Origin of the sequence: Psychrobacter sp. PG1 (assembly GCF_014897815.1) — a bacterium.
Lineage (GTDB): Bacteria > Pseudomonadota > Gammaproteobacteria > Pseudomonadales > Moraxellaceae > Psychrobacter.
Genome location: NZ_JABUZG010000046.1, coordinates 1 through 16,027, shown reverse-complemented (window position 1 = coordinate 16,027; position 16,027 = coordinate 1). Strand labels below are relative to the sequence as shown.

13 protein-coding genes are annotated in these 16,027 nt (G+C 43.2%); 6 read left to right on the top strand and 7 right to left on the bottom strand.

Annotated features, from left to right (window positions below):
• Positions 1-10: 10 nt before the first annotated feature.
• Entirely contained in the window at positions 11-811 is an 801-nt protein-coding gene (locus INT03_RS03700) for a lysophospholipid acyltransferase family protein (RefSeq protein ID WP_055125713.1), read from the top strand.
• Between the two features lie 168 nt (positions 812-979).
• Here the strand turns inward: INT03_RS03700 and INT03_RS03695 are convergent, their stop codons facing one another.
• Both INT03_RS03695 and INT03_RS03690 read right to left on the bottom strand, forming a co-directional pair.
• Positions 980-2,020, bottom strand: a complete 1,041-nt coding sequence (locus INT03_RS03695) for an aldo/keto reductase (protein ID WP_193007695.1) — start codon at positions 2,018-2,020, stop codon at positions 980-982.
• A gap of 50 nt (positions 2,021-2,070) precedes the next feature.
• On the bottom strand, positions 2,071-2,568 hold the full coding sequence (locus tag INT03_RS03690; RefSeq protein ID WP_193007693.1) for an FKBP-type peptidyl-prolyl cis-trans isomerase: 498 nt from the start codon (positions 2,566-2,568) through the stop codon (positions 2,071-2,073).
• A 147-nt stretch (positions 2,569-2,715) separates the two neighbouring features.
• Here INT03_RS03690 and INT03_RS03685 point away from each other — a divergent pair, with 147 nt between their 5' ends.
• Together INT03_RS03685 and INT03_RS03680 are read left to right on the top strand one after the other, a co-directional pair.
• Positions 2,716-3,387, top strand: a complete 672-nt coding sequence (locus INT03_RS03685) for a DUF1294 domain-containing protein (protein WP_060490442.1) — start codon at positions 2,716-2,718, stop codon at positions 3,385-3,387.
• 183 nt (positions 3,388-3,570) lie between these two features.
• Complete coding sequence (locus INT03_RS03680) at positions 3,571-4,215, top strand: glutathione S-transferase family protein (RefSeq protein ID WP_193007691.1); 645 nt, start codon at positions 3,571-3,573, stop codon at positions 4,213-4,215.
• A 160-nt stretch (positions 4,216-4,375) separates the two neighbouring features.
• Here INT03_RS03680 and lspA read toward each other — a convergent pair whose 3' ends face one another.
• From lspA to INT03_RS03660, 4 genes are all read right to left on the bottom strand, one after another.
• Positions 4,376-5,023, bottom strand: coding sequence for a signal peptidase II (gene lspA / locus INT03_RS03675; protein ID WP_193007689.1), 648 nt, complete (start codon positions 5,021-5,023; stop codon positions 4,376-4,378).
• Positions 5,016-7,862 carry an isoleucine--tRNA ligase gene (gene ileS, locus INT03_RS03670; protein ID WP_193007687.1) on the bottom strand — a complete coding sequence of 949 codons (2,847 nt, stop codon included), beginning with the start codon at positions 7,860-7,862 and terminating at the stop codon, positions 5,016-5,018. The genes lspA and ileS overlap by 8 nt, the downstream gene beginning before the upstream one ends.
• A gap of 425 nt (positions 7,863-8,287) precedes the next feature.
• Entirely contained in the window at positions 8,288-8,839 is a 552-nt protein-coding gene (locus INT03_RS03665) for a protein disulfide oxidoreductase (protein ID WP_193007773.1), read from the bottom strand.
• 145 nt (positions 8,840-8,984) lie between these two features.
• Complete coding sequence (locus INT03_RS03660) at positions 8,985-10,622, bottom strand: carbon-nitrogen hydrolase family protein (RefSeq protein ID WP_045453728.1); 1,638 nt, start codon at positions 10,620-10,622, stop codon at positions 8,985-8,987.
• Positions 10,623-11,238: 616 nt separating this feature from the next.
• Between INT03_RS03660 and INT03_RS03655 the strand changes: the two genes are divergently transcribed.
• Positions 11,239-11,868 (top strand): BLUF domain-containing protein, encoded by a 630-nt coding sequence (locus tag INT03_RS03655; RefSeq protein ID WP_193007685.1) that lies wholly within the window; start codon positions 11,239-11,241, stop codon positions 11,866-11,868.
• 97 nt (positions 11,869-11,965) lie between these two features.
• Here the strand turns inward: INT03_RS03655 and INT03_RS03650 are convergent, their stop codons facing one another.
• Positions 11,966-13,336, bottom strand: a complete 1,371-nt coding sequence (locus INT03_RS03650; protein WP_226950233.1) for an FAD-binding oxidoreductase — start codon at positions 13,334-13,336, stop codon at positions 11,966-11,968.
• 553 nt (positions 13,337-13,889) lie between these two features.
• On the opposite strand from INT03_RS03650, the gene serA reads away from it, so the two are divergent.
• Positions 13,890-15,116 (top strand): phosphoglycerate dehydrogenase, encoded by a 1,227-nt coding sequence (gene serA, locus INT03_RS03645; protein WP_045453737.1) that lies wholly within the window; start codon positions 13,890-13,892, stop codon positions 15,114-15,116.
• A 408-nt stretch (positions 15,117-15,524) separates the two neighbouring features.
• Positions 15,525-15,956 carry a hydroxyisourate hydrolase gene (gene uraH / locus INT03_RS03640; RefSeq protein ID WP_201539760.1) on the top strand — a complete coding sequence of 144 codons (432 nt, stop codon included), beginning with the start codon at positions 15,525-15,527 and terminating at the stop codon, positions 15,954-15,956.
• Positions 15,957-16,027: the final 71 nt, after the last annotated feature.

Below are 16,027 nucleotides of genomic sequence, written 5' to 3'. Positions count from 1 at the left end.
AGGGACACAGATGAGCCAATCTAAGTCAGGCTTCTCACTCAGACAACAGTTGGGGCGCGGCAAACAAATTGCTGGCATGACCACCACTATCGCTGGTGGATTGCGCGCCGCCCAACGTATTGGCGCATTTAAGCAGCCACCACGCGAAAAATTGCCACGCTATATTCAAGCCTTTTGCCGCAAAATGGCAGGCTCTTTTGGCGTCAAGGTTGTGGCAGTCGAGCGGGTAGAGCAGCACCACGGATTATGGGTATCCAATCATGTGTCATGGATGGATATCCCTGTGGTGGGAACACTGAGTCCTGCTTTTTTCTTATCCAAAGCCGAAATCGGTGAATGGCCTGTATTTGGCAAGCTGGCTCATGCAGCAGGCACGGTATTTATTGAGCGTGGTTCCGGTGATGCAGGGTCGGTTGCCGCCCAAATTGCCAGTTTTTTGACCAAAGGTTTCTCAGTTATATTCTTCCCTGAGGCGACCACCACAGACGGTAAAAAAATCAAACGTATTCATGGTACTTTGCTACAAGCAGCGATAGATGCTGACGTGCCCGTACGCCCGCTGGTAATTGCTTACGTCAATAAAGACGGCACGTTAAGTGAAGAGTTGCCTTACTATGGCAAGCTTACGATGAAAGAGAGCCTAAAAAAGGTACTCGATACGAAAGATGTGACCGCCTACGTATTGCCACTTGAGCCAATAGATCCTAAAGGGTTGAGCAAAAGTGAATTGACGGATTTGTTACAAGCCCGTATGCAGGAAGGTTTGGCGGAACTGCATTCGCGAGTCTTAACGAAAGTCGCTAAAGTATAAAGCGCTGACAGCATAATAATTGCAAATATTCAACAGGCTCCAATAAAAAGGCGCAAATCGCTCAGTTTATAACTGCGATTTGCGCCTTTTTTTGTCGATTATAAATACGACAGCCTCAATGCGCTAAAGTCTGGTTCTCATCAGACATGGTGTCACCTCAAGCTAAAATTAGGGTGATGGATTAGGATGCTGGGTATGCACCGCTTCAATCGCTTCCAATACTTCTGAGCTTAAGGTTAAATGGATACTATCGATGTTGGATTTTAGCTGCTCGATCGTAGTAGCACCAATAATGTTACTGGTGACAAATGAGCGTGAGTTAACGAAGGCTAATGCCATCTGTGCCATATCTAAACCTGCATCTGCTGCTATTTTGGCGTATTGAGCAGTGGCTGATAGCGCTTCTTCGTTGGTATAGCGCGCAAAGCGATCATACATCGTCAGACGCGCACCAGTTGGGCGTTTGCCATCGAGATATTTACCAGATAAGACACCAAAGCCAAGCGGTGAATAAGCCAATAGACCTACATTTTCACGGTGCGTAATCTCGGCCATAGCAACTTCATATAAGCGATTTAGCAAACTATAAGGATTTTGCACCGTGATAGGGGCGATCAAACCATTTTTATCCGCCTCCCATAGATAGCGCATCAGTCCCCAAGCGGTGTCGTTCGATAGTCCATAAGCGCGAATACGCCCTTTTTTAATCTCATCATTTAACGCTTGAATGGTCTCTAGAAATGGCGTCAAATCATCTAATGGTTGCGATGCCATCTCTTCGGTATAGCCAAGCTGACTAAAAAAATTCGCTTGGCGTTCAGGCCAATGGAGCTGGTAAATATCAATATAATCAGTCTGCAAACGCTGAAGATTGCCATCGATGGCGCTGCTAATATGTTCGGCATTAAAACGCGTTTGCCCATCACGCAAAAAATCCATCGGCGATATTTTGCTAGCAAGGATAACTTTATCGCGCTGTTTGGTTTTATTAAACCATGTACCCATGAAGCGTTCAGTATCGCCTTGCTTGTCTTTATCTGGCGGCGATGGATACATTTCCGCCGTATCCCAAAAATTCACCCCTTCGCTTAGCGCCGTGTCCATTTGTTCATGTGCTTGGATCTCGGTATTTTGCTGTCCCCATGTCATCGTGCCTAAACAAATCTTAGAAACTTTTTCATTGAGTTGTGGCAACATTTGATATTGCATATGAATGTCCTTTGTAAATGTATTTTTATAGCTGACAGTTTTTTAAGCGATTACATGAGCTTTATGCCAGTGACACCAGGCGGGGTAACCTTAAAGATTTTTACTTTAAATAACAGGGATTGTCCGGCAAGGGGATGGTTAAAATCCACTTCGACTTGCTCGTCATCGAGTGCACTAATCGTACCCGGCAGCGTGTTTTTGCCTTTGTCTTCGAACTCTACCATCATGCCGATTTCTGGATTATCAGCGATTAACGCAAACTGAGTACGGCTGAAATGTTGGATGTTGTCAGGATTCCAATCGCCAAATGCCTGCGCCGGCTCTAGGTGGGCAGAGCGCGTATCACCAGCACGTAGGTTCATTAATACCTGCTCAAAGCCAGGTAATAAACTTTCATCACCAATGGTGAGCGTCACAGGCGCATCACGGCTAAAGGTAGAATCAATCATCGTACCGTTCTCTAGTGATACTTCAAAGTGCAGCTTTACAAGGCTACCAAAAGTGATACGGGTGTCTTCATTGGGATTGATAAATTGTGAGTCGGTCATAGTCAACAGCCATTTATTACGGGATTAGGAATTGGTTTGGCAAATAATATAAGAAATGATAAGCCATCTTGGAGAGTATGTAAGCGTAAATAGTGTAACGCAAATAGTGTAATATATTTGGCAATTCTAAGAGCAGGCAGGGGTTTTATGGTAAATAAACAACAAGGTCACATTAAAAAGTGGCAAGATGACAAAGGCTTTGGTTTTATCGAAACGCAGAATGGTGATTCAATATTCTTTCATATCAATGAGTTTAAAGCGCGTCGTCGCCCTGAGGTCGGTGAGCCCGTTGTTTTTACATTTGGGCAGGACAATCAAGGGCGTATGCAAGCAAAAGATGTACAAGAGCTGAGCTTTGTGCAGCAAAAAATGGCGCAAAAAAATCAGAAAATCCGTCAGCGTAATCACAAACGTAGCATGCAAGCAGACTTTGAAGCGGGACAAAAGAAACGTTTGTTCCTTGGTGTGGGCTTTTATGGCGTATTAATCTTGTTGGCTGCCATGAACAAGCTCAGCTGGCTGGTTGTGGGTTGGTATGTGGCTTTGGGTCTCATTACTTATATGATGTATGCCAAAGACAAAGCCGCTGCTCAGAATAATGATTGGCGCACACCTGAATCAACCTTGCATCTGCTAAGTGCGCTGGGCGGTTGGGTGGGCGCGATGGTTGCGCAGACGTATCTACGCCACAAGTCGCAAAAGCCTGAATTTCGAGTGGCGTATTATTTGACTGTTCTCATCAATATGGCGGGGTTGTTGTTTATATTGACAGGAGGAAGCTTGAAATTTTTGCAAGGATTACTTGATTCTTTGGTATAAAAGCACTTGTTTATTTATCATAGTGAGCGGTGTAGTTTTGATGTTTAATGCTTAAGTCTAAAATAAACGGCTGATGAAACATCAAAGTTTTATATCTTGAGTGGCTGGTTGCCGTGCATTGGTATTTTGTGCGAGTATGATGAATTGTACGCAATAAGCACGATTTTTCAGGATAAACCTTAAATGGATTTAATTAATAATAAAAGGCGAACGCAAGTGATTACTTTATACAAATACACCCATCCAAGTCGCGCTGAAACAGTCATTTGGGCATTGCAGGAGCTGGGCTTAGAGTATGAGACCAAAGAAATAGATGGTAAAAAAGGGGAGCAGCGAAGTCCTGAGTTTTTAGCCGTTAACCCCTTTGGTAAAATCCCTACCATCACACATGAAGGCAAACACTTTACTGAGTCGTTGGCTATTATTGAATATCTCAATGAGTTACACCCTGACAAACCTTTGACACCAAATAAAGCAGATAAGAACTTCGCTGAGAAAAACTATACACTTCGCCAAGTGATTTCATTTGGTATGATCGAGATTGAGAGTTATCTATGGATACTCACCAAAATCAAGGTATTAGACAATTATGAAAACTGGCCTGAGGGCACCGCTAACAACTGCATGAAGTGTATCCAAAAAGCCCTACCGATTGCTTATGCTTGGGTAGATGAGCAGGAGTATATAGCGGGGGATAGCTTTACGCTGGCAGACATTTATTATCAGCATTTGTTTTCATGGTTAAAGATGCTGGGCGTTGAGTTGCCTGAGCAGGTTCAGGATTATCTTAAAAAACTATCGAAGCGTGAGAGATTTCCTAAGAGATAATTAATCATGAATGTAAGCTGTTGAGAGTGGCGTATAGGCGCAATACTCTATGCTAACTAATAGCCTTTATCAGAAAAAATGATGAATAAAAAAGGTGGGTTACGCAGTCGTAACCCACCTTTTTTATTTATAAATCTAACTGTATTAATGCGATTTAAAATTATGACCGCGGCATTTCACGCTTTTTTTCTAAAAATAGCATGTCAATGACAATCAACGCCACACCGATACTAATGCCCATATCCGCAATATTAAAGATAGGATAATGCCAGACATCGGCGTTATGTACATGGATAAAGTCGATGACGTGACCATGCAGCAAGCGGTCAATGAGATTGCCAACCGCACCGCCGAGCACTAGCGCTAGGCCTGTCGATAGTAGCTTGGCTTGGCGCGGGGCTTTTATCAGGTAGCCAATTAAAAATAGCGACATTATCAATGCCAGTCCCGAAAAAAACCACTTCTGCCAACCACCGGCATCTGCCAAAAAGCTAAATGCCGCGCCATAGTTGTATGCCAATGTCCAATTCAGAAAAGGCTCAATCACAGGTACTGGCTCATGAAAAGTCAGTTTAGTTTCAGCCAGCCACTTCGTCCATTGATCGATAATTAGCACGACCAACGATAGGAGATACCACGTAAACGCACGACGGCCATTCGCAATCATTTTTGGCGTCTTATTCAGACGACTTTTCGGTGTCGTTGAGCTGCCTGTGGTTGCATGAGCTGGTTCAGGTGATTTATCGACTTCACCATATGGCGGCTTGTTGTTTGATGATTCTGTTGAGTTAGGCGTATGGTTAGGCATAGTGGCGCACCTCACCATCACCGCTGACGTTAGTCACGCAGCGCGCGCATAGTTCTGGATGTGCACTATCGGTACCGATATCATCACGGATATGCCAGCAGCGTACGCACTTGGTGCCAGTTGCGGCGCTAACATTGACCACTAAGTCTACTGATTCATCCGTGCTGGCGTCAGTTTGCTCATCTGTGCTTGTTTTATCGGCAGGAGCGTCGCTCATAGGTTTCAAAGTTGCGCTACTAGTGATTAGTACAAAGCGCAGCTCTTCACCCAGCTTGGCTAAGCTTTCATGCATTGCACCGTCAGCATATAGATTAACATCGGCAGACAAGTTAGCGTTGATGATTTTTTCACCACGTGCGGTCTCGATATGTTTATTGACCATATCCTTTGCCAACATGATACGTTGCCAGTCATCGTTGCTGAGCGCGCTTAGCTCAAATTCTGGAAATTTATACCATTCTTCAGTAAATACATAACTGTCAGCGCCATGCAATACTTCCCACGCTTCTTGTGCGGTGAATGACAAAATCGGCGTAATCCAGCGAATGAGTGCCTGAACGATATGGTAAATCGCCGTTTGCGCAGAGCGACGCGGCTGTCCATCAGTCTGAGTCGTATATTGACGATCTTTGATAATATCTAAATAGAAACTGCCCAAATCTTGCGAACAGAACGCAGTAATATGCTGGGTGACTTGGTGAAAATCCATGGCATCATAAGCACTGATGATTTGTGCTTGCACGGTTTGCGCGCGCTCAATGATGAATTTATCAAGGCTGACCAGCTCATTGATATCGACGCTGTTGGTCGCAGGATCAAAGTCATCGGTATTGGCAAGTAAGAAACGCAGGGTGTTACGGATACGGCGATACATATCGATTGCACCTTTAAAGACCGTTTTACCTGCGCTCATCTCATAGCGATAGTCGCTTGAGGCAATCCACAAACGCAGCATGTCCGCGCCTGTTTTATTGATCTCTTCCTGCGGCGTGATGATATTGCCAAGTGATTTACTCATCTTGCGACCGTTTTCATCAACCACAAAACCATGCGTCAGTACTTGCTTAAATGGTGGGCGACCGTACATGGCTTCTGAGGTCAATAATGACGTCTGGAACCAACCGCGATGTTGGTCAGAGCCTTCCAAGTAGATATCTGCTGGATTGGTTAATTCATCGCGTTGTTCAAGTACGGCAAAATGCGTCGTGCCAGAGTCAAACCAAACGTCTAGGGTGTCGGTTGCTTTGTCATAGTCAGCAGCCTCGTTGCCTAAGAAGTCTTCACAGCTGGCATCAAACCAAGCTTCCACACCACCTGCATCAATTTTTTGTGCAGCGACTTCCATCAGCTCAAGCGTGTTTGGATGCAGCTCGCCTGTTTCTTTATGGGTAAAGAAAGTAATCGGCACGCCCCACGTACGCTGACGCGAGATACACCAATCTGGGCGACCCGTCATCATGGCTTCGATACGGTTTTGTCCCCATGCTGGTGTCCAGCTTACTGCTGGGATATCTGCAAGCGCACGCTCACGCAGACCTTTGGTTTCCATATTAATAAACCACTGCGGCGTTGCACGGAAAATAATCGGCGACTTATGACGCCAGCAATGCGGATAACTGTGCTCAATTTTGGTATGACTGATTAGATGTCCATTGTCATGCAGTGCGGCGATGATTTTTGGATTGGCTTTGTAGATGTGCTCGCCTGCAAATACTGCTGCGCTGTCTAGGTAGACGCCCGTACCACTGACTGGGTTTTCAACAGGCAAATTATATTTTAGACCGACGATATAATCGTCAAGACCGTGACCGGGTGCCGTGTGCACGAGTCCAGTACCACTATCTGTGGTTACGTGATCGCCTAGGATTAATGGCACTTGGCGGTCTGCAATTAGTGGATGCTGGGCACGCAAGCCTTCAAGCTCACTGCCTGATACGGTCGCTAGGATACCGTTATTTTCTAGCTTGAGTTCGTTTAACGCTGTCTCAACCAAATCCGCGGCTAATAGCAAATTACCTTTTTCAGTCGCCACCACACTATAGTTATGCTCAGGATGTACAGAGATGGCTTGGTTAGCAGGTAGTGTCCAAGGTGTCGTCGTCCAAATAACAGCGGCGATATTACCCGCTACGTCAGCCAACGCCGCAACCTTATAGGTATCCAAAACATCGAAGCTCACATAGATAGCATCAGATACTTTATCTTGGTATTCCACTTCCGCCTCAGCCAGCGCAGAGCTACAGTCCAAGCACCAGTTGACTGGCTTCATACCGCGGGTCACATGACCATTGTCATAAATTTTGGCAAGTGCGCGTACAATGTTGGCTTCTTGGTGGAAGTTCATCGTCAGATAAGGGTTGTCCCAATCGCCAAATACGCCTAGACGCTTGAAGTCTGCCTTTTGCAGTTCAATTTGCGTGCTTGCATACTCGCGGCACAGACCGCGGAACTCAGTCGCCGATACTTTTTGACCGACTTTGCCGACTTTGGCTTCGACCTTTTGCTCGATAGGCAGACCATGACAGTCCCAACCGGGGACATAAGGCGCATCAAAACCTGATAGCGTTTTTGACTTTACGATAATGTCTTTGAGTACTTTATTAACCGCGTGACCCAAGTGAATCTGACCGTTGGCGTAAGGAGGGCCATCGTGCAAAATGTATTTGGTCGCCCCAGCACGTGCCTGACGAATTTTGCCGTACACATCATCCGCTTCCCAAGCAGCAAGCCAATCTGGCTCACGCTTGGCAAGGTTGGCACGCATCGCAAATGGCGTATCGGCAAGGTTTAGCGTGTCTTTATAATCCTGGCTTGGCGTATCAGTACTTTTATCAGTCATAGAAGGTGTCTTTTTAGAAGATGGATTAAAAATCGATGTAAAGTCAGATGTGACATTTAGGGTAATGCTTAGCTGGCTGCTTAACCGTTGATGATCGCTTTCTCACTTATAAGATATCGCTGTGCATCAACGTCATAAATATGCTCACGTCAATAATAAATGCTATCGAGACGAATGCAACATAAAATATGCTTATGGATAATAAAATACCGTGATAGCAATAAACTAAAAAGAGGCAATGAGATTGGCAGCTATTATATGACAAAAAGGCTAGGGTAAAAAGAGCTGGTCAGTATTGTCCTTATTTTAGCCAAAACCAATCATTTATATGAGTGATGCATCACTTATTGAATCATACGGATGGCAAGTGCCATTGTCTATCGATTGGGCTCTAAATAATTGGACTCTAAACAGCAGGCTAAGCGTTAAAAAACTGATGATAACCATAAGCGCAGTTTCAGCGACCATAAGGGTTGAATTCCTGTCAACCCTTGAGTCATCTCGCCATTCTTTAAGATGACATACGAAGGCGTCACTTGTCCTTGCCAATCAGCGAAGATGTTGCCTTCTTGATCATTTATCGTCGTAAAGCGATAGCTGTTTTCATTAAGGTAGCGATGCAGCTCTTGGTCAGTGCCTGATTTAATGGCAATCGTAACGACTGGATAATCATTTGCGGCGGCAAGTTTGTCTATGGTCGGCGAGGTGATACTACAAATGGGACACCACGTGCCCCAAAAATACACCAGCGTTGGTTGTTCATTGCTTAGCGCCGCTAAGTCAACGACTTGCCCTTGATAATCGGTCAGTTGCAATTGCGGGTTGGCTGGCATGATAGGCTGTCGCCACCAATTGATAGCGGTATAAATAACAGCAAATACCAAGCCATATATGAGTAGATTTTGAGCGATAGACAACCCCTTTTGCTTGGGCGTTTTCTTTGGCTTTTTAATGGGTTTTTCAGTATCAGTCGTCATAATGGCTGCTTTTTTGCTATAGGTATTGTATAAATGGCTTTGATAAGTGGTTGTTGATAGATAAAAATAAACGGCTGAAATGTCAGCCGTATTATTCATAAATTTTATTAAACCGTGTTCAGTGTTGGTATTTTAAAGTGACTGATTAAGGTTTTTGCGCACGGTTTTGTAATGGGTCACCGAGCAGGACACTACCAGAGTTTTCGAGGCGCTCATCATCGCTTAGCTTACTGGCTGATACTTTAGATTTTCTCTTCCACTTCAAACTATACAAGTCATCACGGCGATCAAGCAGATTATGTACCGAGCCTTCGTTACGGACATGAATAAGCTTGTCTAAGTTCACATCTGAGAAGAATACCATCTCAGTGTTGGCAGTGGTTTCTGCCATGATCGCATCATGCGGGAAAGCAAAATCTGATGGCGAGAAGATAGAGGACTGCGCATATTGAATATCGAGACTTTCAACCTGTGGTAAGTTACCAACCGAACCACAAATCATCACATAGCATTCGTTTTCAATTGCACGTGCTTGGGCGCAGTGGCGCACGCGTAGATAGCCGTTTTGCGTATCGGTCCAAAATGGCACGAACAAGATGTCCATATCATCAAGTGCCATGAGGCGGGCAAGCTCAGGGAATTCAACGTCATAACAGACCAAAATACCAATACGACCGGCATCGGTATCAAACACCTTAACCTCGTCACCGCCTTCGATGACCCAAGCGCTACGCTCATGCGGGGTAATATGGATTTTGCGCTGCTCTTCGACCGTACCATCGCGGCGGCACAAGTAGCTGACATTATATAACGTATCGTCCTCGTCCAAGTACGGCATCGAGCCTGTAATGACGTTGACGTTGTAGCTGACCGCTAAATGCGATATCTCATTTTTAAACCATTCGGTATAACCGGCCAAAAATCGAATAGCGACGTTTTGATCCGTCGATTCACACAGACCCATCAGCGGTGCGTTAAAGAACTCTGGTAAACAAGCAAAGTCAGAGTTGTAATCAGCCATAATATCGACAAAGAATTCGACTTGCTGCAGCAGCTCTTCAGGTGACTCGACTTCACGCATTTGCCATTGGATGCCACCAATACGCACCTCAGACTTACGAGTGTTTGGCTTATAATCTTGCGGCTCGTAATAAATATTTGCCCACTCAAGTAGAGTAGCAAAACCTTTAGATTGTTTATCGTCAGGCAGATATGCCGTTAAGATACGCTTGACGATAAAGCCATTTGAGAGCTGGAAAGACAATGCAGAATCATGAATTTCACGAGCCGCGACGGCTTCAATATATTCGCCAGGTGTGAGATCTTGATGGTTATGATAGTTCGGGATACGACCACCAGCCAAAATAGCTCGGAAGTTTAACTGGCGACACAGCTCTTTACGGGCATCGTATAATCGACGTCCTAGGCGATAACCACGGTATTCAGGGTCGATCAGCGCATCTAGACCGTAAATAGCATCGCCTTCAGGGTTGTCTCTGATAATCTCTTTATGACCAATCAAGTCGTCGTAGGTGTGCGGGTTAGAAAACGTGGCATAATCAACACGCATAGATAACACGATACCAATCAATTGATCATGATCAAATAAAGCGATCTGACCTTCAGGGAAGGCATCGATTAAGGTATTAATAGTGTTCTTTGACCATGCACCGCCCAAGTTGACATAGACACGATCCATCAGTGCTTTTAATTGTGGATAGTCTTTTTTCTTGATTTCAGCGATGGTTAGATGAAAGTCGTCTAGTTTTTCTATTTTGCTCATAATGTTCCTGTTTTGGATCTTTATTAATTTTAGTGATATCAAATAGCATGCGTTGCCACAATTCAGTTGGCAATTTTTTGTGTAAAAAAAGTGATAAAAATATTCCAATCATAAAGTATTACCGTTACAATCAATTATCATTGTATTTACAATAAGTTATGAAGATAATTTATCTTATGACTTCTGTCAGCTTTGGCGTTACTGACGTGTTTTTTAAACCTCATATCATTTTAAAGTAGCTACAAATTAGAGTGTCTGTAAATTAAATTAGCTGTGAATTAAAGTGACTATAAAATTTTTCATAATGTTCACAAACAGTCGTTGGGGTTAATATAAGCCAAGTGTTTGGTACAGCTTCTAACCTGAAGATGCCAGTACAGATATTCTGTTAGCTTAACATTATTTTTAAATAGCATATCTTAGAATGCTTAGTTTTGACCTATTTGGTTTTGGTCTATTTGTTTTGCTCGTTATCATAACAAGCTACTCAAGTAATGACAGTTTAACGTGGTAACTATTTGCTACGTTTTTGTGAGTCGCTGTCTTTTTTCATTGGGGCGTCGTTGTGTTTGTTTTGTTTAGCCGTATTTAATCGGTTTTTTAGGATTTTTTTATTATGCCCTCAAGTCACAACAATAGAGTCAGTAGCTGGGATGAGATAGAAGACTCAGCGCTGGTTCAATTGGTGTATGTTAGTAGTTTGACGCTTGTTTCACGTTTAAGCGCCTCTATATTTGATGAAGTAGAATGTCATGCGCGTAACTATAATCAACAGCATGGCATTACAGGTACTCTATGTTATGGTAGTGGTCATTTTTTGCAATGCATCGAAGGTGAGAAAGCGCACGTATTTGCCTTAAAGCAACGCATATTTGCGGATAAGCGTCATAAGAATACTGAAATATTGCTGTTGCAGACGATAGAACATCGCCGTTTTGCGGATTGGCGTATGCGCTTATTATTTTTAGAGCGTTGGTTATGGTCACCAGCGAGCAAAAAGCAAGCGGCACAGTTATCGCCATATTTGCCATTTGCACCGCATAATTGGTCGCCTGATCGTACCGAGAATTTTTTACAAATCATCAAAACCTTTGATACGCCGCCACATATTAAAGCGGCTGGTATTACCTATAATGCACTGGGCAACATGTTTCGTCATATCGTTGCCCCGCACCAAGCATTTTTAATCGTCCAAGGTTTTTTAAGTGTGTTATTAGTGGTAGCGCTAGTATTGTTATTTTTATAAATAATCACTTTTATAAGCCAAAAAAAAACGCTAAACCATCACGTTTAGCGTCTTTTTCATACTCGCTTATTTATTACTTTAATTATTAAATAAGCACTTACATATCAAAAATTTTGCCACGGTTCATAATGTTATTCGGATCAAATACTTTTTTGACTTCTCGTAAGTACTCAATCTCAATCTCACTGCGGCTATATTGTAAATAAGGCTTTTTAGTCATACCGACGCCATGTTCAGCAGATACTGAACCGCCATATTTTTGCACCGTCTCAAACACGTGTTTGTTGACGATTTGACACTCGGCAAAGAAATCATCTTTGCTCATGTTTTCAGGCTTTAGAATATTAAGGTGCAAGTTACCATCGCCAATATGACCGAACCAGCAGACTTCAAAGTCAGGGTAGTTGCTGCTAACGATGTGATCAATCTCGGTGATAAACTCAGGGACATAGCTTATCAGTACGGATACATCGTTCTTATAAGGCGTAAATACTGAGATGGTCTCGGAGATGTATTCGCGCAATTTCCACAGCTCTTCAGCCTGTGCCAAGCTCTGGCTCATGACACCATCGACGACCCAACCTTGTTCCATACAATGCTCAAATATCGCCATGGCTTTATCCATGATAGGCTCGTATGGTGCTTCAAACTCTAATAGCGTATAGAACTTGGTGCGCGACTCAAATGGCTCTTGTACTTGACCATGTGCCATCAACTTATCAATCGCCACATCATCAAAGAATTCAAACGCGGTCAAGTCAATCTTCGCTTGGAAGACTGATAGCACATTCATGACATCATTAAAGCTGTCCATACCAAGTACCATGACATTTAAGTCTTGTGGCTGACGCTCAAGCTTGATTTGCGCATGGGTGACAAGCCCAAGTGTGCCTTCGCTACCGATAAACAATTGACGCAAGTCATAACCCGTGGCGTTCTTGACCATACCGCGATTGAGCTGCAAGATATCGCCTTTACCAGTGACCACTGTCAGCCCCATGATCCATTGACGGGTCATGCCGTAGCGTATGACTTTGATGCCGCCTGCATTGGTGCCAATATTGCCACCTATTTGACTTGAGCCAGCTGAGGCAAAGTCGACAGGGTAGTAGAGGTCTTTCGATTCAGCAAATTGTTGCAATTGCTGCGTGATAACACCGGCTTCGACTTCAACTATTCGATCGGCCGGATAGAACTGTCCGATACGGTTCATCTTATCCATACTGACGACAATCTCACCATTGGCGGCGACAGCACCAGCTGACAAACCAGTACGACCGCCACTTGGCGTTAGCACCACATTGTACTCATTGGCAAGCAGTACGATGGCTTGTACTTGCTCAGTAGTCTTCGGAAAGACGATAGCAGCAGCAGCGGGGGCAAAGTGCTTGGTCCAATCTTTGCCCCAATGCTCTAAGCTCTTAGGGTCGGTTTTGATTTGGCTGGCGTCAAACTGATGAACATCCATCAAAGTGCTCAAAATAGTTTGAACAGCAGCTGTATGGGTTGCAGAGGTACTTTGGCTAGATAAAGAAGTCATGGTCAAATCTCGGTATAAACGTAAGCGCTATGCCTAAAGGGGATTATTATATCGCTAAATGGATATAAACATAGCTACATAGGTATGTTTATATAGTACGTATTTATATGATTATAAGTGAGCCAGTAAAGCAATGATAGAAAGATGTCATGCTGCGTGCTTATATGGCGGTAAATGGCAAAAAATAGTTTAATAAACGTCGAACAGCGTGATTTACTATAGCATAAAAAGTTTTCAGGCTTGATAACCAATAATTCATCTAATCTGCTAACATCGCCGCCCAATTTTGTGTAAGATATCCAGACTGTTTTCGTTTCACCCACCCTATAGTTAAAGCATTGGTAAGTGGTTACGACGTTAACCTCATTTAATGTACTCAGTGTATGGTTTGCGCTTGGTTACTTTGTACCTACTTTAAACGGCTTCGACTACAGATTATCCCTCAGATAATTTTACAAGACAATTATAGGACAGCTCTCATATGGCGTTATCACTACAAAAAGACAAAATCCGGTTTTTATTGCTTGAAGGTCTACATGACAATGCTTTAAAAGTATTGGAAGGAGCTGGTTATCATAACATCGAGAATATCAGTCACGCATTAGATCAAGATGAGCTGATCGAAAAGATTAAAGATGCTCACTTTATCGGTATCCGTTCGCGTACGCAATTGACACGTGAAGTACTTGAGCACGCGCACAAGCTCATCGGTATTGGTTGCTTTTGTATCGGTACCAACCAAGTAGACTTAGACGCCGCACGTGATTTGGGTATCCCCGTCTTTAACGCGCCATACTCAAACACCCGTTCGGTAGCTGAATTGGTATTGGCCGAAGCCATCATGCTATACCGCGGTATCCCTGAAAAGAACGCCACAGTACATCGCGGTGGTTGGGGCAAGTCTGCGACCAACTCACATGAAGTACGTGGTAAGACTATCGGTATCGTCGGTTATGGTTCTATCGGCTCGCAACTGTCTGTCTTGGCAGAAAGCTTTGGTATGAAAGTCATTTATCATGATGCTGTGACCAAATTGCCACTAGGTAATGCGGTACAAGTAGGTAGCTTAGAAGAGCTACTATCAACGGCTGACATCGTGACATTGCATGTACCTGATGTACCAAGCACCCGCTACATGATGAAAGCAGAGCAGTTCGCGCATATGAAAGACGGCAGTTACTTTATCAATGCCGCTCGTGGTACTTGCGTAGAGATTGATGATTTAGCCGCTGTACTTGAATCTGGTAAAATCTTGGGCGCAGCGATCGACGTGTTCCCGAAAGAGCCAAAATCAGCTGATGAAGAGTTTGAATCACCACTGCGTAAATTTGATAACGTCATCTTGACACCGCATATCGGTGGCTCAACTCAAGAAGCACAAGCCAATATCGGACTTGAAGTCGCTGATAAGTTTGTTAGATACTCTGACCAAGGTGACACAGCGACAGCCGTGAACTTCCCAGAAGTTTCTATTCCATTCAAAGAAAACTCGCATCGTCTGTTACATATTCATAGAAACGTGCCAGGCGTGTTGTCTCAGATCAACCGTCTGTTTGCAGAAGCAGGAATTAACATCCTAGCACAGAGCCTAATGACAGAAGGCGATGTCGGTTATTTGGTCATGGATGTTGATTACAATGATTCAACTGCCGCGCTAGATCAGTTAAAAGACGTAGAAGAGACGATTCGCGTGCGTATTTTGTTTTAAATAATATTTGCATGTAAGCATAATTTTTAGCGTAACAGTAGCAGACCATCATTCAGATAGTCTGCTATTTTTTTGTCTTAAATCAAGCAATTGCAATGTTCAATCATGGCATTGATGCTTTTTATTTATGAGTAACACGAATTATAGCGAATGTAAGTTTTACATTCACTATACTCATTTTTATATAAGTTAAAATTATCTTAATTATACGGTCTTATTAACAATATAAACTACACCAGTACATTAAGCCTATAATGATGAATATATTTTTAATGAACAACATGATTGATTATGTTTTTGAGGTAAATCACGGTTATGTTCTGCGGACAGGCATACTTAAAAATAGTAAATAGCTTGCTGAAGAAGATAATTCATTTAACACATACAATTGACTGAATAGGATGATTCATGAAAAACAACTTACTCAAGGCAGCTGCATTTGGTAGCGTATTAGCTATGACTGCAACGGCTAGCCATGCTGCTGGTGATCAAGATAAATATCAATTATCTAGTCATATTTTAGATATTAGCACGGGTAAACCAGCACCAAACGTCAATGTAAAACTGATGATGCAAGAGAAAACTGGTAGCTGGAAATTGCTTAATGCGCAAAAGACTGATAATAATGGTCGTATCGGCAACTTCTTACCGAATCAAGACGGTGTTGAGCATGACGGTACTTATAAGTTGATTTTTGAGACGACTCCTTATTTCCGAAATCAAGGTCTAGAGTCTTTCTATCCGTATGTTGAAGTCAACTTCAATATCGAAGGCGATAACCATTACCATGTGCCAATCACTTTGTCTCCATACGGCTATAGCACTTACCGCGGTAGCTAAGCCATATTACGTACTCAATAAGTCATAGGTTAGTACTAATACCAAACCCAAAATATATAGTATAATTCACT